This is a genomic window from Escherichia sp. E.sYA108, assembly GCF_011754335.1.
In the GTDB taxonomy this organism is placed as follows: domain Bacteria; phylum Pseudomonadota; class Gammaproteobacteria; order Enterobacterales; family Enterobacteriaceae; genus Escherichia; species Escherichia coli.
Map to the genome: position 1 here is coordinate 601,404 of NZ_JAAQVZ010000001.1, position 24,075 is coordinate 625,478.

The following is a 24,075-nucleotide window of genomic DNA, read 5'->3' on the forward strand; positions in this document are numbered from 1 at the left end:
GATATGGCAAAATAGGATGATTGTTGAAACAGGGAGTAAAACTCGTGTTGGATAAACTGCGTTCCCGTATTGTGCATTTGGGGCCATCTCTGTTGAGTGTACCGGTAAAACTGACGCCATTTGCGCTAAAACGCCAGGTTCTTGAGCAGGTCTTAAGCTGGCAATTCCGTCAGGCGCTGGATGATGGCGAGCTGGAGTTTCTTGAAGGTCGCTGGTTAAGTATTCATGTGCGTGATATTGACCTGCAATGGTTTACCTCGGTGGTGAATGGCAAACTGGTCGTTAGCCAGAACGCGCAAGCTGATGTGAGTTTTAGTGCCGACGCCAGCGATCTGCTGATGATTGCGGCGCGTAAACAAGATCCGGATACGCTCTTCTTCCAGCGTCGGCTGGTGATTGAAGGCGATACGGAGCTGGGGCTGTATGTGAAAAACCTGATGGACGCCATTGAACTGGAGCAAATGCCGAAAGCCTTACGCATGATGCTGCTGCAACTGGCGGATTTTGTTGAGGCGGGAATGAAAACCGCGCCTGAAACCAAACAGACATCGGTAGGTGAACCATGCTAATTCGAGTAGAAATTCCCATTGATGCGCCGGGTATTGATGCCCTGCTGCGTCGTTCATTCGAAAGTGATGCGGAAGCGAAGCTGGTTCACGATCTGCGTGAAGATGGCTTTCTGACGCTGGGGCTGGTGGCGACAGATGACGAAGGTCAGGTCATTGGCTATGTGGCATTTAGTCCGGTTGATGTGCAGGGCGAAGACCTGCAATGGGTCGGCATGGCACCGCTGGCGGTAGATGAAAAATACCGTGGACAGGGGCTGGCACGCCAACTGGTCTATGAAGGACTCGATTCGCTTAATGAGTTCGGCTATGCCGCAGTGGTGACGCTGGGCGATCCGGCGCTGTACAGCCGTTTCGGCTTTGAACTGGCGGCACATCACGATCTGCGTTGCCGCTGGCCGGGCACTGAAAGTGCCTTCCAGGTACATCGTTTAGCGGATGACGCGCTGAACGGTGTAACTGGTCTGGTTGAGTATCACGAGCACTTCAATCGCTTTTAATCTCCGGGGTTTGCAGGCTGCTCAACAGTTCTGCAAACACTGCACCTTCCGCTACCAGACGCTCTTTTTGCCGTTTGGTCAGTTGCTTAACGCGATATTCTGCCCGTAACGCCAGCGAACGATCGCCCACTGGTGCGGAAAACGCCAGCGTTAGTTCTCCCTTCCCGCGCAGTGCTTTCGCCCCTTTGCCGCTTTGGTGCTGCTGATAGCGGCGTTCGACATCCGTGGTGATCCCGGTATAAAGCTTATTGTCGGCGGTACGGATCAAGTAAAGAAACCAGGGTGTCATCGTCTGCGTCGCATGTTAAGGTCAGGCCCACAGTATAAAAGAGAACAGCAATGGAAACACTCACCGCCATCAGCCGTTGGCTGGCAAAACAACATGTTGTCACCTGGTGTGTGCAGCAGGAAGGGGAACTGTGGTGCGCCAATGCCTTTTATCTTTTTGATGCGCAGAAAGTCGCCTTCTACATTTTGACGGAAGAAAAAACGCGTCATGCGCAGATGAGCGGGCCGCAGGCGGCAATTGCCGGAACGGTAAACGGTCAGCCGAAAACGGTAGCGTTAATTCGCGGCGTGCAGTTTAAAGGTGAGATCCGCAGACTGGAAGGCGAGGAAAGCGACCTCGCACGCAAGGCGTACAATCGTCGCTTTCCGGTTGCCAGAATGCTGTCGGCCCCGGTATGGGAAATCCGGCTCGATGAAATCAAATTCACCGACAACACGCTGGGCTTTGGTAAAAAACTGGTCTGGCAACGGTAACCTATAGTTAAACATGAGTACACATACCGGGGGGAGGCAATATGAGCCAGGTTTTAATTACAGGCGCAACGGGGCTGGTGGGCGGTCACCTGCTGCGGATGTTGATTAATGAACCGAAAGTTAACGCCATTGCTGCGCCGACGCGACGTCCGTTGGGCGATATGCCCGGGGTGTTTAATCCCCATGATCCGCAACTGACTGACGCGCTGGCGCAGGTCACCGATCCCATCGACATTGTGTTTTGTTGTCTCGGCACCACGCGGCGAGAAGCGGGGAGCAAAGAGGCGTTTATTCATGCCGATTACACGTTGGTGGTGGATACCGCATTAACCGGGCGGCGGCTCGGTGCGCAGCATATGCTGGTGGTCAGTGCTATGGGTGCTAATGCCCACTCGCCGTTTTTCTATAACCGCGTCAAAGGGGAGATGGAAGAAGCATTAATCGCCCAGAACTGGCCGAAATTGACCATTGCTCGTCCGTCAATGCTGCTGGGTGACCGAAGCAAACAGCGAATGAATGAAACGCTTTTTGCGCCGCTTTTTCGTTTGCTACCGGGTAACTGGAAATCCATTGATGCACGAGACGTGGCGCGGGTCATGTTGGCAGAGGCGATGCGGCCTGAGCATGAAGGCGTGACGATTTTGAGCTCTTCAGAATTACGCAAAAGAGCTGAATAATTATTCCCAAGAAATGATAGTGAGCGTAATATTCACGCGCTCAATTATCATAACTTATTCCTGGGGAATGCTATGACTGGTCAGTCTTCATCTCAGGCGGCAACGCCCATTCAGTGGTGGAAACCCGCGCTTTTCTTTCTCGTTGTCATTGCCGGTCTCTGGTATGTGAAATGGCAACCTTACTACGGCAAAGCGTTTACTGCTGCCGAAACCCACAGTATCGGTAAATCTATCCTTGCGCAGGCAGATGCTAATCCGTGGCAGGCGGCGTTGGATTACGCGATGATCTATTTTCTCGCGGTATGGAAAGCGGCGGTGCTGGGGGTGATCCTCGGTTCGTTGATTCAGGTGCTGATCCCGCGTGACTGGTTGTTGCGTACGCTTGGGCAATCGCGCTTTCGCGGCACGTTGCTGGGAACGCTGTTTTCTCTGCCGGGCATGATGTGTACCTGCTGTGCGGCTCCGGTCGCGGCGGGAATGCGTCGCCAACAGGTGTCGATGGGCGGTGCGCTGGCATTCTGGATGGGGAATCCGTTGTTAAACCCGGCGACGCTGGTGTTTATGGGGTTCGTCCTCGGCTGGGGTTTTGCGGCGATTCGTCTGGTGGCGGGGCTGGTGATGGTGTTGCTGATTGCGACGCTGGTGCAAAAATGGGTGCGTGAAACACCGCAAACGCAGGCACCGGTCGAAATTGACATACCGGAATCACAGGGCGGTTTTTTTAGCCGCTGGGGCAGGGCGCTATGGACGCTTTTCTGGAGTACGATCCCGGTTTACATCCTTGCAGTACTGGTGTTGGGTGCCGCTCGCGTCTGGTTATTCCCCCATGCCGATGGTGCTGTCGATAACAGCCTGATGTGGGTGGTGGCGATGGCGGTAGCGGGATGCTTGTTTGTCATTCCCACGGCAGCAGAAATTCCGATTGTACAAACGATGATGCTGGCAGGTATGGGAACCGCTCCGGCGCTGGCATTGTTGATGACGCTCCCGGCGGTGAGTTTGCCGTCACTGATTATGTTGCGTAAAGCGTTTCCGGCGAAAGCCTTATGGCTGACGGGGGCGATGGTGGCAGTGTCTGGTGTGATTGTCGGCGGGCTGGCGCTGTTGGTTTGATTTGAGGGAAAACATGTCGGATGCGGCGTAAACGCCTTATCCGACCTACGGTTTGCATCGTTGTAGGCCTGATAAGACGCTGCAAGCGTCGCATCAGGCATTACAAGGGCTGCTATTTAATAAACGTAAACGCCGTAGTTACCCGCTTCACGCCGCTTACCCGGCTGGCAATATCTGCCGCCGCTTTCGCTTCACGTTCAGTCACCAGCCCCATCAGGAACACTTCACCGTTTTCGGTGGTCACTTTCACGTTGGACGATTTCACCAGGTCGCTGGTTAACAGCTGCGAACGTACTTTGGTGGTGATCCACGTATCGTTAGACGCTTCGCCCAGACCAATCGGCTGGCCCTGACGAATCTCGTTATACACTTCGTTGGCACCGTCTACGCCCATAGCAATCTGTTTGGCGCGAGCCGAAAGTTCAGCGTTTGGTGACTGCCCAACCAGCAGCACTTTGCCCTGATAGGCCGTTACATTAATGCGCGCTTCTTTCTTAATTTGTTCGTCTTTCGACAATGCGCTGTTCACGCGCACTTCCAGGGTACCATCGTCTACCTGGGTGCCGACACTGCGTGGGTCAGTTGCGGCTTTGGTACCCACAGCAGCAGTACCCACTACGGCAGCGGCAACACAACCTTGCAACAGCAGCGCGGAAATAAGGACTGCGATTGGCGATAATGCCTTCATGTATTCTCCTTAAACATCCTGGTGAGGGAAAAGCGTGTTATCGATCAGATCGCACAGGCAATTTACCGTCAGCATATGCATTTCCTGAATGCGAGCACTACGATGCGAAGGAATGCGGATCTCCACATCCTGTGGCCCTAACAAACCTGCAAGTTCACCGCCGTCATAGCCGGTTAATGCCACAATGGTCATATCACGCGTAACGGCAGCTTCTACCGCTTTTACAATATCGCGGCTGTTGCCACGGGTGGAAATGGCTAACAATACATCTCCCGCATGGCCCAGCGCCCGCACCTGTTTTGCATACACTTCATCATGTAAGCGATCGTTGGCAATTGCCGTTAAGACAACATTATCAGTATTTAGTGCAATGGCAGGTAAGCTGGGCCGCTCCGTTTCGAAACGGTTGATCATGCTGGCAGCAAAATGCTGTGCATTGGCAGCGGAAGTTCCATTACCACAACAGAGGATTTTGTTGCCATTGAGCAGAGACTGAACCAGCGTCATGGCTGCACGGGAGATGGCATCCGGAAGCGCCTCTGCCGCCGCAATTTGAGTTTGAATGCTTTCAGTGAAGCAAGCTTTAATTCTTTCTTGCACGCTAATCCTTAAACCTTAATTATGAGTGGTCATTAAAGGCATCCTTAATCCACTCAACCTCATTCCCGGTGAAGGCTACCACATCGAACCGGCAATCCACAGTATCAAAACTCCCATTATGACGCGCGAGCCACAAGCGGGCAGTCTGTAATAATTTGTGTTGTTTGCTGCGGGTCACACTGGCTGCCGCGCCGCCATAAAGCGCAGAGCGGCGGTAACGCACCTCGATAAAAACGGTGGTCCGGCCTTCACGCATTATCAGATCGATCTCGCCGCCACGCTCGTTCACGTTAGCGGCGATAAACCGTAGTCCTTTGCCTTCCAGCCAGCGACGCGCTTGTGCTTCCCACGCATCGCCGGTCTGTTTGGTGGTTAACTGGCGGGGACTACCTGACCTTGTTGGTACTGTAGCCATGATAACTTCCTGTTAATCACGCAATCCGGGTTTGCCGTCAGGCTTCCGGTATTACCGTTGATTTCAAAACCCTGAACCTGGCGCATTTGTGAGAAATGATTTGCCAACGACCAGGCATCGACGCCCATCGCATACATGCGAGCCAGCGAATAATCGTTGTTCACCGCGCTGAGCGCCTGCTGCATTAACGGCAGATTACCGCCTGCCAGCATCGGGATTTCGCTGTACTGCAAGCCTTCCATCTCCAGGCGGAAATCCGGGCCAGCGGTCCCTTGCGCACTGCGGGAGCTGGCGTACAGCGTTGCACCGCTCTGGCTACCGTTACGCATGGCGATCATTGGTTTGATAAAAGCGATTTCACCCGGCGTTGCCACAATGTACACCGCATCGACACGACCGCCATTATTGGTGAACTGATCATCGGTTGGTGTGGTTTGCAGCGTTGGATTGTTGGTCGTCATGCCGGAGTCGGTTGTTTCTCTGGGAGTAATCGGGCTACCCGTTAAAGCGATACCCGAACCGCCGTTAACACCCGCGCGTAACTCGCTGGTGGAACCAAATTTTTGTTGCAGAACGGTGCCGCCGCCCAGTTTCTGCCACTCTTGCGCAAACGCATTGGCTACGCGATCGCCCAATGAACTGCGTGGGATCAGCACCAGCGGCGCTTGTTTACCCTGGTCACGAATATGACGCGCTGCATCGCGCGCTTCGTCTTCCGGTGAAAGCGCGAAGTAACAAATATTGACGCGGTTTTCGATGTTCTCCGGCTGGTTCAGTGCCAGCACGTTCAGCGGAGTGTTGCTCTTCAGCAACTCTTCAACGTTATTTTTCAGCAACGGACCGACCACAATACTCGCGCCATCCTGCTGAACCTGGCTTAAGATCTGGCTAAGTGGTTGTGATGAGGTATCGTAGATTTTCAGCTCTGCGGATGGATTTGCGGGTGCGCTTACCGCTGCGGTGCTTGTCGCCGGGGCGCTTACAGGCACCGACTGGGCCGCAGGCTGTTCACCGGTCAGATCGCTAACCGAAGCTTGTGCCGGGCTGGCAACGCCATCCACGGTTTGCGGCTGAGGTTGTTCTGCTACGTCTGCGGCAGGTGCGGCTGCTACCTGGGCCACCACTGGCTGAGTGCCGATATTTTTCGCCGCTTCAAAGCCTTGCTGAATAGTGCGACCAAATACCGCTGCCTGGCCATTCAGCGGCAACAGCAGGGCGATTTTGTTGGTCGATGCTGGTTTAAACGCTTTTACGTTAACCAACTGCGTTGGCAGCATTTTCGCGCCCGGGTTGTTCGGATAACGTTTCTGCCAGTCGGCGATCCCAGCTTTCATCATGTCAGGATCGTTACGGTTATCAAACCAGACGCGCTGCAAATCCAGCCAGCCTTGCAGAATATTTTCGTCGGCGTTGATCACCAGCGTATTCGCCTGCTCCTGAGTCATGGAGGAGAGCGCCTGCCATGTGGCGTCAATATTCTGCTGCTTTTCTTTCGCACCGAGCAGCGGTTCCTGAGCAATTAACGCGCGCAGTAAATCAATGGAAGGACGCCCCTGGCTGGCATCGATTTTTGCCTGCCAGTAACGGGCTTGCTGGTTTTGTTCTAAATCGGCAGGTGTGATTTTCGCCAGCAAGTTTTGCGCGCCAGCAAAATCTTTCTGCGCCAGTTTTATCTCTGCCGCCAGCAGTGTTTTCTCGCGACGCTGAGTATCATTCAGTTCTTGCGGTAGTTGGTTAAACAACTCAACCGCCTGCCCGGTTTTACCTTCTTTCACCAGTGCACGAATGGCGAGTAATTGCCAGTTGATCCTGGTATCATCAGAACTTTGCTGCATCTGTTGCAGGTAAAAGGCAGAATCAGCCTGCGCCGTGCCCTGCATATAAGCAGTGGACTGATCGGGAGTATGGGTGCCACAACCGGCGAAAATCAGGGCTGCCAGAACAACAGGCAGACAACGCGCGGCTTTCAAACGAGAAAATGTTGAGGGTACCATAATGTATCCAGTGATATTTTTTTTTACGCAATGCTCAATATTAAATCGGCAATACGGACGACACAATGAAACAACACCAATCGGCGGATAATTCTCAGGGGCAGCTTTACATTGTACCGACGCCAATCGGCAATCTGGCGGATATCACCCAGCGTGCGTTGGAGGTATTACAGGCCGTTGATCTGATTGCCGCCGAGGATACGCGTCACACCGGTTTATTGCTGCAACATTTTGGGATTAATGCCCGGTTGTTTGCGCTGCACGACCATAATGAACAACAAAAAGCCGAAACGCTGCTGGCGAAGCTGCAAGAGGGGCAAAACATTGCGCTGGTTTCCGATGCCGGAACGCCGCTAATTAACGATCCTGGCTACCATCTGGTGCGTACCTGTCGTGAAGCGGGGATTCGCGTGGTGCCGCTACCAGGGCCGTGTGCTGCTATCACTGCGTTAAGCGCCGCGGGTTTACCATCCGATCGTTTTTGTTATGAAGGCTTTTTACCTGCCAAATCAAAAGGCCGCCGTGATGCGCTAAAAGCTATTGAAGCGGAGCCGCGCACGCTGATTTTTTATGAATCTACCCACCGTCTGTTAGATAGCCTGGAAGATATCGTTGCGGTATTAGGCGAATCCCGTTACGTGGTTCTGGCGCGTGAGCTAACCAAAACCTGGGAAACCATTCACGGCGCGCCCGTTGGCGAGCTGCTGGCGTGGGTAAAAGAAGATGAAAACCGTCGCAAAGGCGAAATGGTGCTGATTGTCGAAGGCCATAAAGCGCAGGAAAATGACTTGCCTGCTGATGCCCTGCGCACGCTGGCGCTGCTACAGGCAGAACTGCCGCTGAAAAAAGCGGCGGCGCTGGCCGCAGAAATTCACGGCGTGAAGAAAAATGCGCTGTATAAGTATGCGCTGGAGCAGCAGGGAGAGTGATTACAGGCGTCGCAGCAGGAATAGCGCTACAACGCCTTTACCTGGCGAGTTAACGACGACACATTTCATCAATCACGCATGTGAAATGGTTATGCAGCCATAAAAATGAAGCCGGGATAGCGGTGGAGACTTTAGCCGTGAGAAAACGTTCTGTCGCATCCTGTTTTCCTTCGCCAGTCACCAGTAACAAAACTTCGCGGGCATTGAGAATATCCTTCAGGCCTAAGGTGATCCCACGAGTCACGGGACGGTCCGCGGTTTTTAACATCTCATGTTGCTGTGTTCTGGCATCAAGTTGACTGATATGGCAGGCTGGTTGCAGGCTTTCTCCCGGTTCGTTCAGCCCAAGATGACCGTTTTTCCCCAATCCGAGAACGCATAAATCCAGACCGCCTTTGCGCGCAATCAGGTTCGTTACCCGTTCGCACTCTGTCTCATTTATCTCTTCGGAGCGAAAGCTGATGAGCTGGTCTTCACGCAGCCCCAGCGGCTGCACGATATGCTGTTGTAGGAAAGTTTCGCAGGTGCCAGGCATCGTTAATGGCAGATCCACCCATTCGTCGAGCTTCACGAAGGTGAGATGGCTGACATCAACCTGCTGCTGGTGGATTTTTTCTACCAGATAATGATACGTCAGTAATGGCGTGGCTCCGGTCGCCAGGCAAATCACGGCATCCGGTTTGCGACGGATCACGGCCAATAAATATTCGCTGGCACGTTCACTTAATGCCGTATAGTTTTCAACTTGTTGAAGGGGTTGCACAGGATGAAATTCCTTAAGTAAAGAGGCACCGCCAGACGCGGTGCCTCGTTCCATTTACAAAATGCCGAATGCAGAACAAACAATAGAAAGAACAAACGTCACGCCGATTAACAGCACCGGATGCGCTTTTTTCACCCGCAGGAAGTAATACATCAGCAGGGTGTAGGCCATCGGTAAAATATTCGGGAAGACTTTATCGAAGAAATCCTGTTGCAGTGCGACGCTGTGGGTACTGTCGATGGCAAACGACGTCACCACGTTAATATGCACATACGAAGCGATCAGCCCGCCGATTACTGTGATCCCGAGGATGGTTGCCGAACGAGCAATCATCTGCGAGTTCTCTCGCACTTTATCGATAGCCTTCACGCCGACTGAATAACCGACGTGGGTCCAGCCGACGCGCAGGAAAAAGATAAGCAGGTAAACGGCGAAAAACAAAATCGGTCCCAACAGGTTCCCCTGACTGGCAAACGATGAGCAAATCCCCGCCATAATTGGCAACAAGGTAAACCAGAAAATCGCATCGCCAATCCCGGCGATTGGGCCAAACAGCGCCACTTTGAGGCCTTTAATGGTGTCGCGGTTTTCTCCTTTTTCTTCCATCGAAATTAATAACCCCATCAGGAATCCGACCAGATTAGGGTGGGTATTAATAAATTCGAGGTTATCTTTCATCGCCGCGCTTAGGCCCGGTTTGTCGTCCTTATAAATCTTTTTCAGGATCGGCAACATCGCCCAGGTAAAACCGCCCGCCTGCATCCTTTCGTAGTTAAAGCTTGCTTGTAGCAGTGACGAACGAAAGCCCAGACGGGTGATATCTTTTTTACTGATTTCAGATCCCATTGCTGTAGTCCTCTTCTTCATTTTTACTGGCAACGGGCTGCGGTTGCGCTTGCTGCCGGGATTTCGCATTGAAAAACTCATACACCGCAAAGCCTGCGCCCAGTACGGCAACCGGCAACAGGTTGCTGACCTGGATGTAGCAAACGAACAGGAAATCGGCGATCAGGTAAGGGATATATTGCGCTTTGAACATCACGCGCAGCAGCAAGCCAAAACCAACGGCAGGCAGAATACCGCCAGCCACTTCAAAGCCGTGGGTCAGCCAGGCGGGCATCGCTTTCACCAGCGCCTGCATCGCCCCTTGTGCCAGGTAAGTACAGAGGAAAGCAATCACCGCATACGCTGAAGCGACGATGAGCATCGTTGTCCAGTTAAGTCGGGAAAATGCTGCCGTATCCGCCTCTTTTGCGCATTTATCGGCTTTGGTCATAAATAATGAGAAAGCGGAATAGAAGAACAGAATGACGTACTGCATTAACAAACTAAACGGCAGGCCAAGACCAATTGCCGTTTTGGCATCAACGCCCGTAGACCATGCAATGACAGTGGTCATCAGACCCGCCATAATAGGGTTGGGCGGCTGAACACCACCTGCAGGGGTTAATCCGGCGAAAGCCAACTCTGTCAGGCCACCGGTAATTAAGCCAGTCTGAATATCACCGAGAATAGCACCTGTAAGGGTACAAACGATTATCGGGCGGAATAAAAATAAGGCTTCCAGCCAAAAATCAATCCCCAGAAAGAAAACTAACGCCGCCAGGGATAATCCCTGGAGTAGGGTTATTTCATGCATTTTTATTACCTCAAACCAATATTAAGGCGATTTTAGATTTAGTCAGGGATTTGTTCTTTTTGATCGCCAGGGACGTCCTGAATGAAAACATTCACGCCACGTTGTTTAATAAAACGTAAGTCCGTGAGATCCTGGTCATCGACATAAACTTTACTGCTGATTTGCTTTTTCCCTTCCGAGAAATGCATATTGCCGACGTTGACATCTTTCAGGTCAATACCACCTTCTACCAATTTACGTACCGTTTGTGGCGTACGGCAAATCAGGAAGATCTTCTGATGTGGTGCAGCTTTGCCGATGACGTTAATGGTTTTTTCGATAGTAAAGAAACGAATGCCAAAGCCGTAGGTTTCTGCGGTAATACCCATTAATTTCTGTTGAATATCATCGTTAGCGACAACATCATCCACGACTACCAACAGATTCGCACCGATGGTGGATGTCCAGGTCACGCCAACCTGACCGTGAACCAGACGGTTATCAATACGGGTTAAGAGAATATTTGGACTGCTCATTGTGTAATCCTCACCATAAAGTTGAATAATATAATCTTTTTAAATATATTATTGTTGCGATATTGTACTGATGTATTTATTAAGGTTTAGTTATCTCCTTTACCATTAAGGCACTCCCCGATATTAATCGGGAAGTACATTGGGATAAATCATAAAAAACTAATGATTATGCTGAAATTCGATTCGCTGAACCACAGACATTAATTTTATTTCTGACAACTTCTTTCATCGCATCCATTCCGACGCGCATATAATAACGAGGATCATTACCCTGAGGATTTTCCGCAAACCAGGCTTTAACCGCGCCAGCGAAGGCTATTTTTAATTCTGTGGCAACGTTCACTTTTGTTACGCCAAGTTCAATAGTGCGACGGACAAATTCATCCGGGACATCGCTGGCACCATGCAGCACCAGAGGAACATCCACCACTTCACGAATTTCCGCCAGCCGCTGGAAATCAATCTTCGGCGTTTTGCTGTATAAGCCGTGCGCCGTACCAATCGCTACCGCCAGGCTGTCGACGCCAGTCAGTTCGACAAAGCGTTTAGCTTCTTGTGGATCGGTCAGGAATGCACTTTCGGCGTCAACGCTCATGTCATCTTCAACACCGCCGAGGCGGCCCAGTTCTGCTTCCACGCTGCAATCCTGGGAGTGGCAGAAGTCGACAACCGATTTCACCAGCTTCACGTTCTCGGCAAACGGGAAATGACTGCCGTCGATCATCGCGCTGCGCACGCCTGCGTGGACTTTACGGCGAATATCATCCAGCGATTCGTGGTGATCAAGATGCAGTGCCAGCGGCATGTTATAGGTCGTGGAATAGGCGCTACACAGGGCGTAGATCTCTTCCAGCGCGATATGCTTAAAGGTCCCCGGCGTCCCGGCGAGGATCACCGGCGATCGCATTTCACTGCACACTTCGAGGATCGCCTGGATCGTCTCGGCGTTATGAATGTTAAAGGCAGGCACCGCGTAGCCATTGGCCTGGGCGTCCTGTAACAGATATTTGGTGGAGATAATGCTCATAATGCGATCCTCTTATGCCTGCCACGGATGAATGATTACGCCTTGCACCACGCGGTTAACGGTGCCACTGGCTGATGGGGTATCCGGCGTATTACCCATGTGCAGCGACTGCATCAGTGCAAATGTCTGGGCGTACATCAGGAAGCAAAATGCCTGCTCAACGTCGATAAAGTGACGGGACGGCGGCAGGATGATATGTGGACCGGCGGCAATAACGTCGTTGCTTTCCGCGGCGATGGCGATTACGCGCATTGCCTGGTTATCGCGGCGGAGTTCTGCCAGCAGATCAAGATCATACTGACGGGTGTAAGGGTGGCTGGAGACAAACACCACCACCAGCGTTTCGTTATCGACCAGCGATTTCGGGCCATGACGGAATCCGGTCGGGGAATCATAGAAGGCCGCCAGTTTACCCGCTGTCAGTTCCAGCACTTTCAGCGCCGACTCGCGTGCTGCGCCCTGTAAGCCACCGCTGCCGAGATAAACGATCCGTTTCCACGGTGCGTAACCAAACACACCTTCGCTGAAATCGCCCAGTGAGGTCAGGATCGCCTGGCAACGATCCGCCACATCGCGGAAGGTTTGGCTGTTGATCGTCTCAGGTGCGAAAACCGCGAGGCAGCTGGCCATCATGGTGGTAATGCTGCTGGTCATCGCGAAGCCGCGATCGTGCGTTTCTGCGGGCATCAGCAGGGCAAACGCGTTGTCGCTGTTGATCGCGTTTTGGTAAAGAGCGCCCGCTTCGTTGCAGGTGATCGGCAGGTGATAGCATTCTGGTACAAATTGATTTGCCAGTTCCACGGCGGCGACGCTTTCCGGGCTGTTGCCGGATCGACCGAAGGAGATCAACAGCAGCGGATGAGCTGGATTCAGGTAGTCCATCGGATTAGTGACCAGATCGGTGGTCGGTACGGCGCTGAAGTTTTTACCGGTATGGCTGGCGAGCCACGGCGCGATGATGTCACCGATAAATGCCGAGGTTCCGGCTCCGGTCAGGATGATCCGCAGATTCTCTTTGCGCAGTAACGGTTCAAGGAAGTTATTGAGCGCGGAACGTAGCGCGTCGATGTTGGTGAGTGAACGGATCCATGCGCGAGGCTGATGGCGGATCTCTTCTTCAGTCCATGTACCGGTTGCGGCAGCAGCAGGGGTGTAATTTTCTGGCATAACTCAATCCTTAGTCTGATGAACTTGACGTCGGCGTTGTCGCTTTCGCTTGCCTTTCGTTTCATTTCACTTGGTGATTTCTTTCGTTGGTTAAAATTTATAGAAAAGAAACTGAAAGTTCAATGAAGAAAAAGGAAATAAAACGAAATCTGTGATCGTTGAAAGAAAAGGCAAGGGAAGTAAAAGGGATTGCTGGATGCGGCGTAAATACTTTATCCGGCCTTACGGTCACCAACCGTAGGTCGGATAAGACGCATTAGCGTCGCATCCGACACCGCTGCACAGATCAAAACGAAAGAAAAAGAAGGCCTTACGGGGGAAGTGAAGGCCTAATAAAGGAGCAAACCATCAAAACGAAGCTAATTGACCCTGAATCCAGATTTGTTGCACATGCAGCCCGCTATCCAGCGCAACGACGCTGGCGCGTTTGCCCGGTTTAAGCGATCCCAGAACACCATCAACACCCAGCATTCGCGCCGGATGCAGCGACGCCATATGGATGGCTTCCGCAGGCGTTACGCCCGTCAACTCGACCATGTTGCGCACTGCCGCATCGACAGACAGCGTACTGCCCGCCAGCCCACCGGACGCGGTACGGACAACGCCACCGCGCATCTGCACTTCTTCACCACATAACGTATAGTGACCATCCGGCATCCCGGCTGCCTGCATCGCGTCGGTGATCAGTACGATCCTCTCTTTCGCACAGCAACAACAGAGCGACATTGCCGCCGGATGTACATGATGACCATCGGCTATCAGTTCCAGCCAGGCGCGCTTGTCTGTTAATCCCGCGCCAACCATTCCCGGTTCGCGGTGATGTAAACCTGTCATCCCGTTATAGCAATGCACCAGGCCGTCGGCACCAGCATCAAACGCGGCACGGGTTTGTTGCCAGGTCGCCGCGCTATGCCCCAGCATCACCCGTACGTTTTGCTGTTTAAGATGGCGGATGGCCTGCAATGCCCCTTCTTTTTCCGGTGCCAGCGCCACCACGCGCAAGGTATGCTGAGAAACGGCAATCAATTGATCCAGCTCGGCAATTTCCAGCTCGCGGAACAGCTCCGGTGGATGCGCGCCTTTATTCTGCGGCGTGAAGTACGGTCCTTCGAGATAACTCCCCAGCACTTGCGCACCAGGTCCGCCGCGTTGGCAACGTTGAGCAATACGTTCCAGCGCCGCATGAATGGTATTAAGCGGCGCGGTTACGGTGGTCGGTAACCAACTGCCGACACCTTCGCGTGCTTTGTGCATTGCCAGCTTGTCGAGCACATCCGGCGCGTCATCCATTACATCAACGCCCGCACCACCGTGTACATGGGTGTCGATGTAAGCGGGACAGAGCAGTTCCGCATCGCGTTCAGTCACGCCCACTGGAATCGGTTCGATTGCTGCGATTACACCGTCAGCAATACGCAACTGATGGTCATCGAGCCATCCCTCTTCAGTCAGCAGCCTTCTGGCGCGCAGAACGTGTGTCATATTCCTTCCTCGACCGGACATTCTTCATGGCAGCGGCCTAACTCGTCCACCAGACTGGTCAGCCCACGGTGTCCACACTCCAGCGCCTGCACACGGAACTCTTCACCGCTTAACCCTTCGCGCTCCAGCACCATTTCCAGTAGCAGTTGCAAATTGGTGCCGGTGATCACTTCACAGCCCGGTTTTTGCATCGCCAGCGTTGAAGCTACGCGAAACGGCGTGCCGCCCAGCAAATCCGTCAGAAAAACAATGCCGTCTTCACAATCCAGTTGGGCGATGGCCTCTTCAAGCTGCGATGTAAGCAGCGCGGTGCTTGAGGTTTCCGGAAAATCGATGGCGATAAACTGCGATTGCTCACCGAGAATTTGCTTCATTGCTTTTTCCATGCCGCTGGCAAATCCGCCATGCCCTGTCAAAATAATACTTAACATCTAATACCTCATTGTATTTAAAGGAAATGGCAGAATTTACCGACGATGCCGAGAACCACGGTAATCGCAATCAGGCGCAGCGGACTCCAGCCGCGGCGTACCAGCCAGAACATGGTCAGGGTGTAGACCAGCGGTAAGAAGGCTGGCATCAGTTTGTCGATAACATCAGCCTGTAACTTAACCACTGCGTCGCCCGCGGTGATTTCCAGCGTGGTGCTTAAACGAACATAGGTTGCCACCAGCGCGCCGATTACCGTCATCCCAACGATAGATGCCGCATGGCCGACTTTTTTGGTATTTGCTTTAATGAGTGGAATCGCCGCCACGCCCATGCGGTAAGCATAATGCGCCAGACCAAAACGCAGCCCCAGGTGCACCACGTTGAACAGCACAATAAAGACGACAGCGCCAAGAATAGAGCCTTGTAGCGCGAGGCTTGCACCTATCCCGCCACAAATCGGCAGTAGCGTTAGCCAGAACATCGCATCGCCAATCCCGCCGAGCGGCGCACCGACGGCAATTTTGGTGCTCTGAATACTGTTAACGTCCTGCTTAGAACGCTCCATCGCAAGGATAATGCCGATAACAAACGTCACCAGAAACGGATGGGTATTGAAGAAACCCATATGCCCCTTCATGGCGCGCGCCAGGTCGCGTTTATTAGTGTGGATCTTTTTCAGTGCTGGCAGCAGGCCGTACAGCCAGCCGGAAGCCTGCATACGTTCGTAGTTGAAAGAAGCCTGTAACAGCATGGAACGCCAGGCGACGCGGTTGATATCTTTTTTCGTCAGCTCTGCGCCAATGCTCTGATCTTCATACACGTTTTCATTGACGCCAGTCAGCAGTGTTTCTTCGTTTTCACTGACGTTCGGCAGGGTGGTTTGATTAGATGCCATCTTCAAATTCCTCTTTCTGTGCCGCAGGTTGAGTCGGTTCAGGAGATTTACGCAGCAGGTCGATCAGCGCCATCGCCAGCGCGGCGGCAGCAATAGCCAGCACCGGTAACTTGAGCCAGGCCGCGGCAACAAAGCCCAGGATGAAGTAGGGGATGTAGACGTTTTTCATCATGATTTTCAGCAGCACGGCAAAACCGATTGCTGGCATGATGCCGCCCGCGACGCCGAGGCCGTCGATTAATCGTTGCGGCAGGACATCAATGATGGTTTTGGCATGTTCTGCGCCGAAGTAGATAGGCAGGAAAGCGCAGAGAAAATAGAAAGTGCCGAGTGCCAGCAATGCCAGATAGTTCACGCGTTCAATGCCGCGTGTATCGGCGTTCTCCGCCATCCGGTCGCAGCGGGACATCACGCCAGACATCACCGAGAACAGGAAGGTAATCCCCATCTGTACTGCGACAGCGAAAGGTACGGCGACACCGACCGCGACATCGGGTTTCACGCCAGTAGTAATGGCAAACGCCGTGCCGACGATAGTACCGATAATCACGTTAGGCGGCTGTGCGCCCGCCAGAGGGGCCAGCCCCATCCACACCAGTTCCAGCGTACCGCCGGTTAAAATACCGGTATGCAGATCGCCAAGTACCAGCCCGACCAACGGGCCGAGAACCACCGGGCGGTGCATATGGGTTAAGCCGTTAAACATATCCAGGCCAGCGATAAAGGCGATAATGCCCAACGCAAATGCCTGCAACAGACTGATTTCCATGATGAATCCCTCAAAGTAATTTAAAGAGGTCCACAGCAGGCTCTGTTGGGACGCCCTGAACGAAGCATTCCACCCCAGCGGCTTTCAGGTCGTTAAATGCTGCGATATCACCCGCATCCACAGAAACCGTTTTGGCGATTTGTTGCTTGCCATTGGCGTAGTGCATATTGCCAACGTTAATGCGATTCACCGGAACGCCACCTTTCACCAGCGTCAGGAAATCGGCCGGTGTTTTACAAACCAGCAGGATTTTCTGTCGATCGGCGGCGCGATGAATGTTGTCGATGACTTTTTGCAGCGTCCAGAAACGTACGGCGATCCCTTCTGCCAGTACCATTTCCATCAGGTTTTGTTGTACCGGATCTTCGGCAACCTCGTCGTTGGCTACCAGCACCAGATTTGCCCCCGCAAATCCGACCCACTGAACGCCGACCTGACCGTGAATCAAGCGTTCATCAATCCGACTTAAAACAATATTTGGCATAGCGTGTTCCTCTTTGTTTTGCTTATTGGCCTTCACAGGCTGTGTGGTACTGCGCCAGGATGTCCTGAATATGGTTGATAATGAGTTCCCGTGGCGTTGGCTGCAGCTCGCCGGAGCGAACTTTCACGTACTGCAGCGGCAGATACTGACTGATCAGCGGCAGCGGAATTGGTGAATCCGCCAGATTACGAACCAGATGAGCGAAAGCGTCATCAATCTGGCTGTCCGGCCAGTAATAGCGCACGCGATCCGAGTAGCTATAACCACGCGCCAGACGACGCGCGTTGCCGTCACCGTGGTAGTGGCTTTGCCAGTATTCCGGGCGGTCGAGCATCACGTTTTCCAGCACCTGACGCAGACCAGAACAGGCTTTTGCTGGCACCAGTTCTTCTTCAATCGCCGCCAGAGAGAACAGAGCTTCACGCAGAGCAAAGGTCAGCGCCGGGCCAACTTTCAGAATGGCAAAGTGGTCAATCACCAGCTGGCGCAGCGATTGCGGTGTTTGATAATCGGTAGAGTGCGCTTCGAAAATCAGCGTTTCGTAGTTTTCGACCATCTGGCTTAAGGCGGTCGCTTTGGCGGGCTGATAATCAATAACGTTGGTGTGATCGAATTCGACGCCGGGTTGAACCACCAGGGCAATGATGCGTGGCCAGATGGCATTCAGACCCTGCTTTTCAAAAGCGTGACGATGGGCTTCCAGCGTGGCGCGGGCGGCATCCGGCGTGGTGACCGCCAGCTCGCTTAAGGTTTCATGCGCGCCGCCAGGCACCGGGACTTCGGTACCAATGACATACTCCAGATCGGCTTCGCCAAAGTGTTCAAGACAGGTTTCTTCCGCCACTTTCGCCAGACGGGCGGCGCGTTCAGCCACGATGTCATCAGTTAAGGGAATCGGATCGTCCTGACAGGACATGCTGCAATCAAGGTGAATTTTTTTGAATCCTGCCGCCACGTAGCTTTTAATCAAATCATCGGCATTGGCCATTGCCTGAGCGGCAGGCAGGTTTTGCCAGCGGTTTGGCCCCAGATGGTCACCACCCAGAATCAGCGCATCCTGCGGGAAATTCAACGAGTCGGCGAGCTGACAAACAAAGCCGCGAAAATCGGCGGGCGTCATTCCGGTATAACCGCCGAACTGGTCCACCTGATTGGAGGTTGCTTCAATCAGTAACGGCGTTTGGTTTGCACTGGCGTAGCGGATTGCAGCTTCCAGCACCAGCGGATGTGCGGAACAAACGGCGTAAATCCCATTTGTTTTGCCCGCTTTGTGCTGTCTCACCATTTCTGTCAGATGTTTCACTTTCCTCTCCAGTTCAGATTACTGCGACATTAATCTTTCGTTTTGTTTCAGTTGATACTGCGTCATGGTGAGATAAAAATAAAACGAAAGATAATGGTTTTCTGATCTGATTCACAAAAGAAACATAATGAAAGCCACTGAAACGAGAGTAGCTTGCGCCAATGGGTAAGGTGGGCTTGCATTTGCTTAATAGAAAGGCGTTAATAGGCAAAACGAAATGAAACGAAAGTTTTACGAAAGGACTTACTATGAGTAATACCGACGCTTCAGGTGAGAAGCGAGTGACAGGCACCAGCGAGCGACGAGAACAGATCATTCAACGCCTGCGCCAGCAAGGAAGTGTGCAAGTTAATGATCTATCGGCGTTGTATGGTGTATCTACTGTGACGATCCGCAACGATCTGGCGTTTCTGGAAAAGCAGGGGATCGCTGTGCGTGCCTATGGTGGCGCGTTGATCTGCGATAGCACAACGCCGTCAGTCGAGCCATCAGTGGAAGATAAAAGCGCGCTGAACACCGCGATGAAACGCAGCGTTGCGAAAGCTGCCGTTGAGTTGATTCAGCCTGGTCATCGGGTGATCCTCGACTCCGGGACCACCACTTTTGAGATTGCTCGTCTGATGCGCAAGCACACTGACGTAATTGCGATGACCAACGGTATGAACGTGGCTAATGCGTTGCTGGAAGCGGAAGGCGTTGAGCTGCTGATGACCGGGGGGCATTTGCGCCGTCAGTCGCAATCTTTTTACGGTGATCAGGCTGAGCAATCGCTGCAAAATTACCACTTCGATATGCTGTTTCTTGGTGTAGATGCGATCGATCTGGAGCGCGGCGTCAGCACGCATAATGAAGATGAAGCCCGTTTAAACCGTCGGATGTGCGAAGTTGCGGAACGGATCATCGTGGTCACCGATTCCAGTAAGTTCAATCGTTCTAGTTTACATAAGATCATTGATACTCAACGTATCGACATGATCATTGTTGATGAAGGCATTCCTGCGGATAGTCTGGAAGGACTGAGAAAGGCTGGGGTTGAAGTGATTCTGGTCGGGGAATGAGAAAGGATGCCCGCTGGTCAACACCAATGCGTTCGGCGGGCATTGTGAACACCATCAATGGCTTTCTTCTGTCTCTTGGGTGAGGCTTTCCCAGTCGGCAGGAGGATGTCCTCTTTTTAACATTTTACTGAATACGGTATAGGCATCTGTTTTTTTACCGTAGGTGCGCAGCGTGTTTTCATCGTTCATCCATCCCAGAATGATGACTTTCTCTTTTTCACTGTAACGAAAGAAGAGACGATAGCGACCAGCGCCAAATTTTACCCGTGACCAGTCTTTATTTTTCCCAGAGCCTAACGACTTGCCATGACGGAATGCCGGTGATGATGGATTGACCGTGATATGCTCCTCAATCACTTTATGGACCACCGCCAATAACTTTGTGGCAGCTTTTCTCTGATAATTTTCAGGATCTTTTCCCTTTAATGCCTCGACTTCGGCAACTAAAGCATCGTAGGTTTCCTGAAAACAGGGATGAGCATATAGCGCCCAACCATTAACCCTTTGTGGAAAATCCATTATTCGTCGTCGCCAATCTCATCGTCAATGTTGACGTCCATGCCAGCGACAAGTTTCTTTCCTTGTTGAATGTCGAATGGACGAGTTTTTTGCGGGTTGTTCTGGATATCTGCATCCAGAAAACGCAAAAATGCATTCATAGTATGATCCTCCTGTTCATCTCCCAGTCGGCACATAAATACTTGCCCACCAGGCAGAATTTCGTAATGAATGCTGTCCAGGCCAGGCTTCAGTTTTAAGGCCTCACGCACTGGCGCGGGGATAGTTGTTTGTCCGCGTATAGTGACCTTTGATTCAGTGGTCAGTACAGCGTTAGAGCGAGCATTAGCGGGCATTATTTACTGTCCTTTTACAGCCTGTTTTCTGCTCAAATTATAAGCTTGAACTAAGGTAATGCAAATGCATTATTAATGGATGTGTGGACTTTAAACAATAAAAACATGGCACTAAGGCCATGTTTTGCGAGGGACGTTCCAAAAGAAATCAGGTCACCGGTGCCGGGTTAAACACCGCCAGCTGGTTATGCAGTCCCCATTGATCCGAGAAAGTTTTCTTCTTCCCGCTGGCGACGTCGAGAATAAAGTGAAACAACTTCCAGCCCACTTCTTCAATGGTTTCTTCGCCGGTAGCGATAGTGCCCGCGTTAATATCCATTAAATCAAACCAGCGGTTCGCCAGCTCGGTGCGGGTCGCCATTTTAATGACGGGTACCGCCATCAGGCCGTACGGCGTACCACGACCGGTCGTAAACACTTGCACGGTGATACCCGAAGCCACCTGTTGCGTGCCACAGACAAAATCGCTGGCTGGCGTCGCGGCGTAAATTAATCCGCGTTTAGTCGGGCGTTGGCCGGGCGACAGCACTTCAACAATTGCACTTTTACCCGATTTAGCAATGGAGCCGAGTGCCTTCTCCACCACATTTGCCAGACCGCCTTTCTTGTTCCCCGGCGAAGGGTTGGCGCTGCGATCGGTTTTTCCCATATTGAGATAGTTATCGTACCACTCCATCTCCTCCAGCAGCCGTTTGCCGACCTCTTCGTTCACAGCGCGTGGTGTCAGCAGATGTATCGCGTCACGCACTTCTGTGACTTCTGAAAACATCACCGTTGCGCCGCAGCGCACCAATAGATCAGACGCATACCCAACCGCCGGGTTTGCCGTTACGCCAGAAAACGCATCGCTGCCACCGCACTGCATGCCGACAACCAGTTCTGAAGCCGGACAGGTTTCTCGCTGACGTTGATTCAGTTTTTGTAGATGGCGTTCGGCGACCTGCAAAATATCCTCGACCATGGACTGAAAACCGACATGCTTTTCATCCTGCAAACTGACAATGCTGGCGCTTTCTACTGGAATAGCTTGCACATCATCCGTTCCAGTCAGTAGGCGTTCAGGCTGCAACTTTTCACAACCCAGACCAATCACCATTACTTCGCCGCCAAAGTTAGGGTTCAGCGAAATATTGTGAATGGTACGAATAGGTACAACTGCCGCGGGTGCGTTAATCGCCACGCCACAACCGTACAAATGATTCAGCCCCACCACGCCATCGACGTTCGGGTATTTCGGTAGCAGATCGCGTTCAATGATTTTTACTACGTAGTCCACCACGCCTGCCACACAGTGGACGCTGGTGGTGATGCCGAGCAGGTTTTTGGTGCCCACGCTGCCATCGGCATTGCGATAGCCCTCAAAGGTGTATCCTTCCAGCGGCGGTAAGGGTTCCGGGACTTTGGTTGCCAGTGGCAGCGTATGTAACGGCGGCGCTTCCGGTAGTACAACCATTGATTCGTCGATCCAGCTTCCGCGTGGGATTGCGCGCACGGCGTAACCAATCACCTCGCCATAACGAATAATTTCACCATTAGCCGGAATGTCCAGCAATGCGACTTTATGCCCCTGGGGAATATGTTCAATTAATTCCAGCCCATCCGGAAAACGCGTTCCTGCTTTCAGGCCATTATCATTAACAATAATTGCCACATTATCTGTGTCGTGAACTTTTATATAAAACGCAGTTGGCGTTTCTTGTCTGATTTTGATGTTGGCCATTGTGCAATATTCTCCAGCCAGGGACTATTAAAATGAGGACCTGGTCTCATTTAAAAATAAATAACTTCATTGGGTGAAATAAGAATGTCAGGAGTTTAAATGCAGAAATGTGATCAATGTCAATCATTTCAGGGATTGCAGTACCTCCCGGCAAGGTAAAGCGCAAATCTGTGCTTTAGCGCGCAACCTTATGTGCATATGCTCAAAATAATATTTAAATAGTATTAATTAAATTAGCATTTGCACAATGATTATTATTCTCGCGCTGCTTATACTAATTCCCGAGTTCATTGTCGTAACGGCATAAATGAAACTCATAAATAACACCTTCCCCATAATAATAAAAATCAGCATAAGTACCCGAGGTAAATAAAATGATGCTGGACACCGTTGACGAAAAAAAGAAAGGCGTGCATACCCGCTATTTAATATTACTGATTATTTTTATTGTTACCGCCGTTAACTACGCCGATCGTGCAACGCTGTCTATTGCTGGTACCGAAGTGGCAAAAGAGTTGCAGTTAAGTGCGGTTTCGATGGGTTACATCTTCTCTGCTTTTGGCTGGGCCTACTTGCTGATGCAAATTCCCGGCGGCTGGCTGCTTGATAAGTTTGGCTCGAAGAAAGTTTACACTTACAGCCTCTTTTTCTGGTCGCTGTTCACCTTCCTGCAAGGCTTTGTCGATATGTTTCCGCTGGCCTGGGCTGGGATCTCCATGTTCTTTATGCGCTTTATGCTGGGGTTCTCGGAAGCGCCATCATTCCCGGCGAACGCCCGTATTGTCGCCGCCTGGTTCCCGACGAAAGAACGTGGTACTGCCTCCGCCATCTTTAACTCGGCGCAATATTTCTCGTTGGCGCTCTTTTCGCCGCTGCTTGGCTGGCTGACTTTCGCCTGGGGCTGGGAGCACGTCTTTACCGTTATGGGGGTGATTGGTTTTGTGCTGACGGCGCTGTGGATCAAGTTGATTCATAACCCGACAGATCACCCACGTATGTCTGCGGAAGAGCTGAAGTTTATCTCGGAAAATGGCGCGGTGGTCGATATGGACCACAAAAAGCCGGGCAGTGCGGCAGCAAGCGGACCCAAACTGCATTACATCAAGCAATTGCTCTCTAACCGCATGATGCTGGGCGTATTTTTCGGACAATATTTTATCAACACCATCACCTGGTTCTTCCTCACCTGGTTCCCAATTTATCTGGTGCAGGAAAAAGGCATGTCGATTCTGAAAGTGGGTCTGGTCGCCTCGATTCCGGCACTGTGTGGCTTTGCGGGCGGCGTGCTGGGAGGTGTCTTCTCGGATTATCTGATCAAACGCGGTTTGTCCCTGACCCTGGCACGTAAGCTACCAATTGTGCTGGGAATGTTGCTGGCTTCCACCATCATCTTATGTAACTACACCAACAACACCACGCTGGTGGTCATGCTGATGGCGCTGGCTTTCTTTGGCAAAGGATTTGGTGCGCTGGGCTGGCCAGTGATTTCTGACACCGCGCCGAAAGAGATTGTTGGCCTCTGCGGCGGCGTCTTTAACGTCTTTGGCAATGTTGCCTCCATTGTCACTCCACTGGTGATTGGCTACCTGGTAAGTGAACTGCACTCCTTCAATGCAGCACTGGTTTTTGTGGGATGTTCAGCGCTGATGGCGATGGTCTGCTACCTCTTCGTAGTCGGCGACATTAAACGTATGGAATTGCAGAAATAAGCAAAGGTATAAGC

Annotated in this window: 28 protein-coding genes; 8 read left to right on the forward strand and 20 right to left on the reverse strand. The window is 52.1% G+C overall.

Going from position 1 to position 24,075, the window contains the following annotated elements; translation table 11 throughout:
• Nucleotides 1–44 precede the first annotated feature (44 nt).
• Nucleotides 45–569: an SCP2 domain-containing protein gene (locus HBM92_RS02900; RefSeq protein WP_001295552.1), complete on the forward strand. Its 525-nt coding sequence runs from the start codon at nucleotides 45–47 to the stop codon at nucleotides 567–569.
• Nucleotides 563–1,066, forward strand: a complete 504-nt coding sequence (locus HBM92_RS02905; protein WP_000908554.1) for a GNAT family N-acetyltransferase — start codon at nucleotides 563–565, stop codon at nucleotides 1,064–1,066. Before HBM92_RS02900 ends, HBM92_RS02905 begins: the two co-directional genes overlap by 7 nt.
• Here HBM92_RS02905 and yhbQ read toward each other — a convergent pair.
• Entirely contained in the window at nucleotides 1,053–1,355 is a 303-nt protein-coding gene (yhbQ, locus tag HBM92_RS02910) for a DNA damage response exodeoxyribonuclease YhbQ (protein WP_000189322.1), read from the reverse strand. The two genes, HBM92_RS02905 and yhbQ, sit on opposite strands and share 14 nt — an antisense overlap.
• A gap of 50 nt (nucleotides 1,356–1,405) precedes the next feature.
• Here yhbQ and HBM92_RS02915 point away from each other — a divergent pair, with 50 nt between their 5' ends.
• From HBM92_RS02915 to HBM92_RS02925, 3 genes are all read left to right on the forward strand, one after another.
• Nucleotides 1,406–1,828: a YhbP family protein gene (locus tag HBM92_RS02915; RefSeq protein ID WP_000449449.1), complete on the forward strand. Its 423-nt coding sequence runs from the start codon at nucleotides 1,406–1,408 to the stop codon at nucleotides 1,826–1,828.
• A 41-nt stretch (nucleotides 1,829–1,869) separates the two neighbouring features.
• Nucleotides 1,870–2,505 (forward strand): NAD(P)H-binding protein, encoded by a 636-nt coding sequence (locus HBM92_RS02920; protein WP_000084526.1) that lies wholly within the window; start codon nucleotides 1,870–1,872, stop codon nucleotides 2,503–2,505.
• A 72-nt stretch (nucleotides 2,506–2,577) separates the two neighbouring features.
• Nucleotides 2,578–3,618, forward strand: coding sequence for a permease (locus tag HBM92_RS02925; RefSeq protein WP_000147603.1), 1,041 nt, complete (start codon nucleotides 2,578–2,580; stop codon nucleotides 3,616–3,618).
• Nucleotides 3,619–3,730: 112 nt separating this feature from the next.
• On the opposite strand, the gene dolP is transcribed toward HBM92_RS02925, so the two are convergent.
• The 4 genes from dolP to lpoA are packed head-to-tail and all read right to left on the reverse strand — an operon-like array spanning nucleotide 3,731 to nucleotide 7,315.
• Nucleotides 3,731–4,306, reverse strand: a complete 576-nt coding sequence (gene dolP / locus HBM92_RS02930; protein WP_000646033.1) for a division/outer membrane stress-associated lipid-binding lipoprotein — start codon at nucleotides 4,304–4,306, stop codon at nucleotides 3,731–3,733.
• Nucleotides 4,307–4,315: 9 nt separating this feature from the next.
• Nucleotides 4,316–4,906: a DnaA initiator-associating protein DiaA gene (gene diaA, locus HBM92_RS02935; RefSeq protein WP_001158035.1), complete on the reverse strand. Its 591-nt coding sequence runs from the start codon at nucleotides 4,904–4,906 to the stop codon at nucleotides 4,316–4,318.
• A 19-nt stretch (nucleotides 4,907–4,925) separates the two neighbouring features.
• Entirely contained in the window at nucleotides 4,926–5,321 is a 396-nt protein-coding gene (locus HBM92_RS02940) for a YraN family protein (RefSeq protein WP_000246833.1), read from the reverse strand.
• Complete coding sequence (gene lpoA / locus HBM92_RS02945) at nucleotides 5,279–7,315, reverse strand: penicillin-binding protein activator LpoA (protein WP_000249171.1); 2,037 nt, start codon at nucleotides 7,313–7,315, stop codon at nucleotides 5,279–5,281. Before lpoA ends, HBM92_RS02940 begins: the two co-directional genes overlap by 43 nt.
• 65 nt (nucleotides 7,316–7,380) lie before the next feature.
• Between lpoA and rsmI the strand changes: the two genes are divergently transcribed.
• Nucleotides 7,381–8,244 (forward strand): 16S rRNA (cytidine(1402)-2'-O)-methyltransferase, encoded by an 864-nt coding sequence (rsmI, locus tag HBM92_RS02950; protein ID WP_000809265.1) that lies wholly within the window; start codon nucleotides 7,381–7,383, stop codon nucleotides 8,242–8,244.
• Between the two features lie 49 nt (nucleotides 8,245–8,293).
• Here rsmI and HBM92_RS02955 read toward each other — a convergent pair whose 3' ends face one another.
• From HBM92_RS02955 to kbaZ, 12 genes are all read right to left on the reverse strand, one after another.
• Entirely contained in the window at nucleotides 8,294–9,061 is a 768-nt protein-coding gene (locus HBM92_RS02955; protein ID WP_001305128.1) for a galactosamine-6-phosphate isomerase, read from the reverse strand.
• Nucleotides 9,062–9,853 (reverse strand): PTS galactosamine transporter subunit IID, encoded by a 792-nt coding sequence (gene agaD / locus HBM92_RS02960; RefSeq protein ID WP_000534351.1) that lies wholly within the window; start codon nucleotides 9,851–9,853, stop codon nucleotides 9,062–9,064.
• On the reverse strand, nucleotides 9,843–10,646 hold the full coding sequence (gene agaC / locus HBM92_RS02965) for a PTS galactosamine transporter subunit IIC (protein WP_000544473.1): 804 nt from the start codon (nucleotides 10,644–10,646) through the stop codon (nucleotides 9,843–9,845). The genes agaD and agaC overlap by 11 nt, the downstream gene beginning before the upstream one ends.
• A 38-nt stretch (nucleotides 10,647–10,684) precedes the next feature.
• A complete protein-coding gene (gene agaB / locus HBM92_RS02970; protein WP_000098025.1) occupies nucleotides 10,685–11,161 on the reverse strand; it encodes a PTS galactosamine transporter subunit IIB in 477 nt (158 codons plus the stop codon).
• 166 nt (nucleotides 11,162–11,327) lie between these two features.
• Nucleotides 11,328–12,188, reverse strand: coding sequence for a tagatose-bisphosphate aldolase subunit KbaY (kbaY, locus tag HBM92_RS02975; protein WP_000022766.1), 861 nt, complete (start codon nucleotides 12,186–12,188; stop codon nucleotides 11,328–11,330).
• A 12-nt stretch (nucleotides 12,189–12,200) separates the two neighbouring features.
• Entirely contained in the window at nucleotides 12,201–13,355 is a 1,155-nt protein-coding gene (locus tag HBM92_RS02980) for an AgaS family sugar isomerase (protein WP_001114872.1), read from the reverse strand.
• Between the two features lie 348 nt (nucleotides 13,356–13,703).
• The gene (gene nagA, locus HBM92_RS02985) at nucleotides 13,704–14,837 is read right to left on the reverse strand and encodes an N-acetylglucosamine-6-phosphate deacetylase (RefSeq protein ID WP_001298321.1); all 1,134 of its coding nucleotides are present in this window, start codon (nucleotides 14,835–14,837) and stop codon (nucleotides 13,704–13,706) included.
• Entirely contained in the window at nucleotides 14,834–15,268 is a 435-nt protein-coding gene (agaF, locus tag HBM92_RS02990) for a PTS galactosamine/N-acetylgalactosamine transporter subunit IIA (protein WP_000948824.1), read from the reverse strand. Before agaF ends, nagA begins: the two co-directional genes overlap by 4 nt.
• A gap of 17 nt (nucleotides 15,269–15,285) precedes the next feature.
• Nucleotides 15,286–16,164, reverse strand: a complete 879-nt coding sequence (gene agaE, locus HBM92_RS02995) for a PTS N-acetylgalactosamine transporter subunit IID (protein WP_001298314.1) — start codon at nucleotides 16,162–16,164, stop codon at nucleotides 15,286–15,288.
• A complete protein-coding gene (gene agaW, locus HBM92_RS03000) occupies nucleotides 16,154–16,933 on the reverse strand; it encodes a PTS N-acetylgalactosamine transporter subunit IIC (protein WP_000406214.1) in 780 nt (259 codons plus the stop codon). Before agaW ends, agaE begins: the two co-directional genes overlap by 11 nt.
• Before the next feature lie 10 nt (nucleotides 16,934–16,943).
• On the reverse strand, nucleotides 16,944–17,417 hold the full coding sequence (gene agaV / locus HBM92_RS03005) for a PTS N-acetylgalactosamine transporter subunit IIB (RefSeq protein WP_001295547.1): 474 nt from the start codon (nucleotides 17,415–17,417) through the stop codon (nucleotides 16,944–16,946).
• 22 nt (nucleotides 17,418–17,439) lie between these two features.
• The gene (gene kbaZ / locus HBM92_RS03010) at nucleotides 17,440–18,720 is read right to left on the reverse strand and encodes a tagatose-bisphosphate aldolase subunit KbaZ (protein WP_000681926.1); all 1,281 of its coding nucleotides are present in this window, start codon (nucleotides 18,718–18,720) and stop codon (nucleotides 17,440–17,442) included.
• 248 nt (nucleotides 18,721–18,968) lie between these two features.
• Between kbaZ and agaR the strand changes: the two genes are divergently transcribed.
• Nucleotides 18,969–19,778 carry an aga operon transcriptional regulator AgaR gene (gene agaR, locus HBM92_RS03015; RefSeq protein ID WP_000072187.1) on the forward strand — a complete coding sequence of 270 codons (810 nt, stop codon included), beginning with the start codon at nucleotides 18,969–18,971 and terminating at the stop codon, nucleotides 19,776–19,778.
• 54 nt (nucleotides 19,779–19,832) lie between these two features.
• Here agaR and yhaV read toward each other — a convergent pair whose 3' ends face one another.
• From yhaV to garD, 3 genes are all read right to left on the reverse strand, one after another.
• Entirely contained in the window at nucleotides 19,833–20,297 is a 465-nt protein-coding gene (yhaV, locus tag HBM92_RS03020; RefSeq protein WP_000347252.1) for a type II toxin-antitoxin system ribonuclease toxin YhaV, read from the reverse strand.
• A complete protein-coding gene (prlF, locus tag HBM92_RS03025; protein WP_001296435.1) occupies nucleotides 20,297–20,632 on the reverse strand; it encodes a type II toxin-antitoxin system antitoxin PrlF in 336 nt (111 codons plus the stop codon). Before prlF ends, yhaV begins: the two co-directional genes overlap by 1 nt.
• Nucleotides 20,633–20,780: 148 nt before the next feature.
• Nucleotides 20,781–22,352, reverse strand: a complete 1,572-nt coding sequence (gene garD / locus HBM92_RS03030; RefSeq protein WP_001273940.1) for a galactarate dehydratase — start codon at nucleotides 22,350–22,352, stop codon at nucleotides 20,781–20,783.
• Between the two features lie 374 nt (nucleotides 22,353–22,726).
• Here garD and garP point away from each other — a divergent pair, with 374 nt between their 5' ends.
• Nucleotides 22,727–24,061, forward strand: a complete 1,335-nt coding sequence (gene garP, locus HBM92_RS03035) for a galactarate/glucarate/glycerate transporter GarP (protein WP_000979025.1) — start codon at nucleotides 22,727–22,729, stop codon at nucleotides 24,059–24,061.
• Nucleotides 24,062–24,075 lie beyond the last annotated feature (14 nt).

What these genes read in the sequence shown, in the direction of transcription:
- agaD (WP_000534351.1), bottom strand. Translation starts at nt 9,853, where the DNA reads ATGGGATCTGAAATCAGTAAAAAAGATATCACCCGTCTGGGCTTTCGT.
- lpoA (WP_000249171.1), bottom strand. Translation starts at nt 7,315, where the DNA reads ATGGTACCCTCAACATTTTCTCGTTTGAAAGCCGCGCGTTGTCTGCCT.
- HBM92_RS02980 (WP_001114872.1), bottom strand. Translation starts at nt 13,355, where the DNA reads ATGCCAGAAAATTACACCCCTGCTGCTGCCGCAACCGGTACATGGACT.
- agaF (WP_000948824.1), bottom strand. Translation starts at nt 15,268, where the DNA reads ATGTTAAGTATTATTTTGACAGGGCATGGCGGATTTGCCAGCGGCATG.
- dolP (WP_000646033.1), bottom strand. Translation starts at nt 4,306, where the DNA reads ATGAAGGCATTATCGCCAATCGCAGTCCTTATTTCCGCGCTGCTGTTG.
- yhaV (WP_000347252.1), bottom strand. Translation starts at nt 20,297, where the DNA reads ATGGATTTTCCACAAAGGGTTAATGGTTGGGCGCTATATGCTCATCCC.
- rsmI (WP_000809265.1), top strand. Translation starts at nt 7,381, where the DNA reads ATGAAACAACACCAATCGGCGGATAATTCTCAGGGGCAGCTTTACATT.
- HBM92_RS02905 (WP_000908554.1), top strand. Translation starts at nt 563, where the DNA reads ATGCTAATTCGAGTAGAAATTCCCATTGATGCGCCGGGTATTGATGCC.
- HBM92_RS02940 (WP_000246833.1), bottom strand. Translation starts at nt 5,321, where the DNA reads ATGGCTACAGTACCAACAAGGTCAGGTAGTCCCCGCCAGTTAACCACC.
- agaW (WP_000406214.1), bottom strand. Translation starts at nt 16,933, where the DNA reads ATGGAAATCAGTCTGTTGCAGGCATTTGCGTTGGGCATTATCGCCTTT.
- nagA (WP_001298321.1), bottom strand. Translation starts at nt 14,837, where the DNA reads ATGACACACGTTCTGCGCGCCAGAAGGCTGCTGACTGAAGAGGGATGG.
- yhbQ (WP_000189322.1), bottom strand. Translation starts at nt 1,355, where the DNA reads ATGACACCCTGGTTTCTTTACTTGATCCGTACCGCCGACAATAAGCTT.
- kbaY (WP_000022766.1), bottom strand. Translation starts at nt 12,188, where the DNA reads ATGAGCATTATCTCCACCAAATATCTGTTACAGGACGCCCAGGCCAAT.
- HBM92_RS02920 (WP_000084526.1), top strand. Translation starts at nt 1,870, where the DNA reads ATGAGCCAGGTTTTAATTACAGGCGCAACGGGGCTGGTGGGCGGTCAC.
- HBM92_RS02955 (WP_001305128.1), bottom strand. Translation starts at nt 9,061, where the DNA reads ATGGAACGAGGCACCGCGTCTGGCGGTGCCTCTTTACTTAAGGAATTT.
- agaR (WP_000072187.1), top strand. Translation starts at nt 18,969, where the DNA reads ATGAGTAATACCGACGCTTCAGGTGAGAAGCGAGTGACAGGCACCAGC.
- agaE (WP_001298314.1), bottom strand. Translation starts at nt 16,164, where the DNA reads ATGGCATCTAATCAAACCACCCTGCCGAACGTCAGTGAAAACGAAGAA.
- HBM92_RS02915 (WP_000449449.1), top strand. Translation starts at nt 1,406, where the DNA reads ATGGAAACACTCACCGCCATCAGCCGTTGGCTGGCAAAACAACATGTT.
- garP (WP_000979025.1), top strand. Translation starts at nt 22,727, where the DNA reads ATGATGCTGGACACCGTTGACGAAAAAAAGAAAGGCGTGCATACCCGC.
- agaV (WP_001295547.1), bottom strand. Translation starts at nt 17,417, where the DNA reads ATGCCAAATATTGTTTTAAGTCGGATTGATGAACGCTTGATTCACGGT.
- agaC (WP_000544473.1), bottom strand. Translation starts at nt 10,646, where the DNA reads ATGCATGAAATAACCCTACTCCAGGGATTATCCCTGGCGGCGTTAGTT.
- agaB (WP_000098025.1), bottom strand. Translation starts at nt 11,161, where the DNA reads ATGAGCAGTCCAAATATTCTCTTAACCCGTATTGATAACCGTCTGGTT.
- prlF (WP_001296435.1), bottom strand. Translation starts at nt 20,632, where the DNA reads ATGCCCGCTAATGCTCGCTCTAACGCTGTACTGACCACTGAATCAAAG.
- HBM92_RS02925 (WP_000147603.1), top strand. Translation starts at nt 2,578, where the DNA reads ATGACTGGTCAGTCTTCATCTCAGGCGGCAACGCCCATTCAGTGGTGG.
- garD (WP_001273940.1), bottom strand. Translation starts at nt 22,352, where the DNA reads ATGGCCAACATCAAAATCAGACAAGAAACGCCAACTGCGTTTTATATA.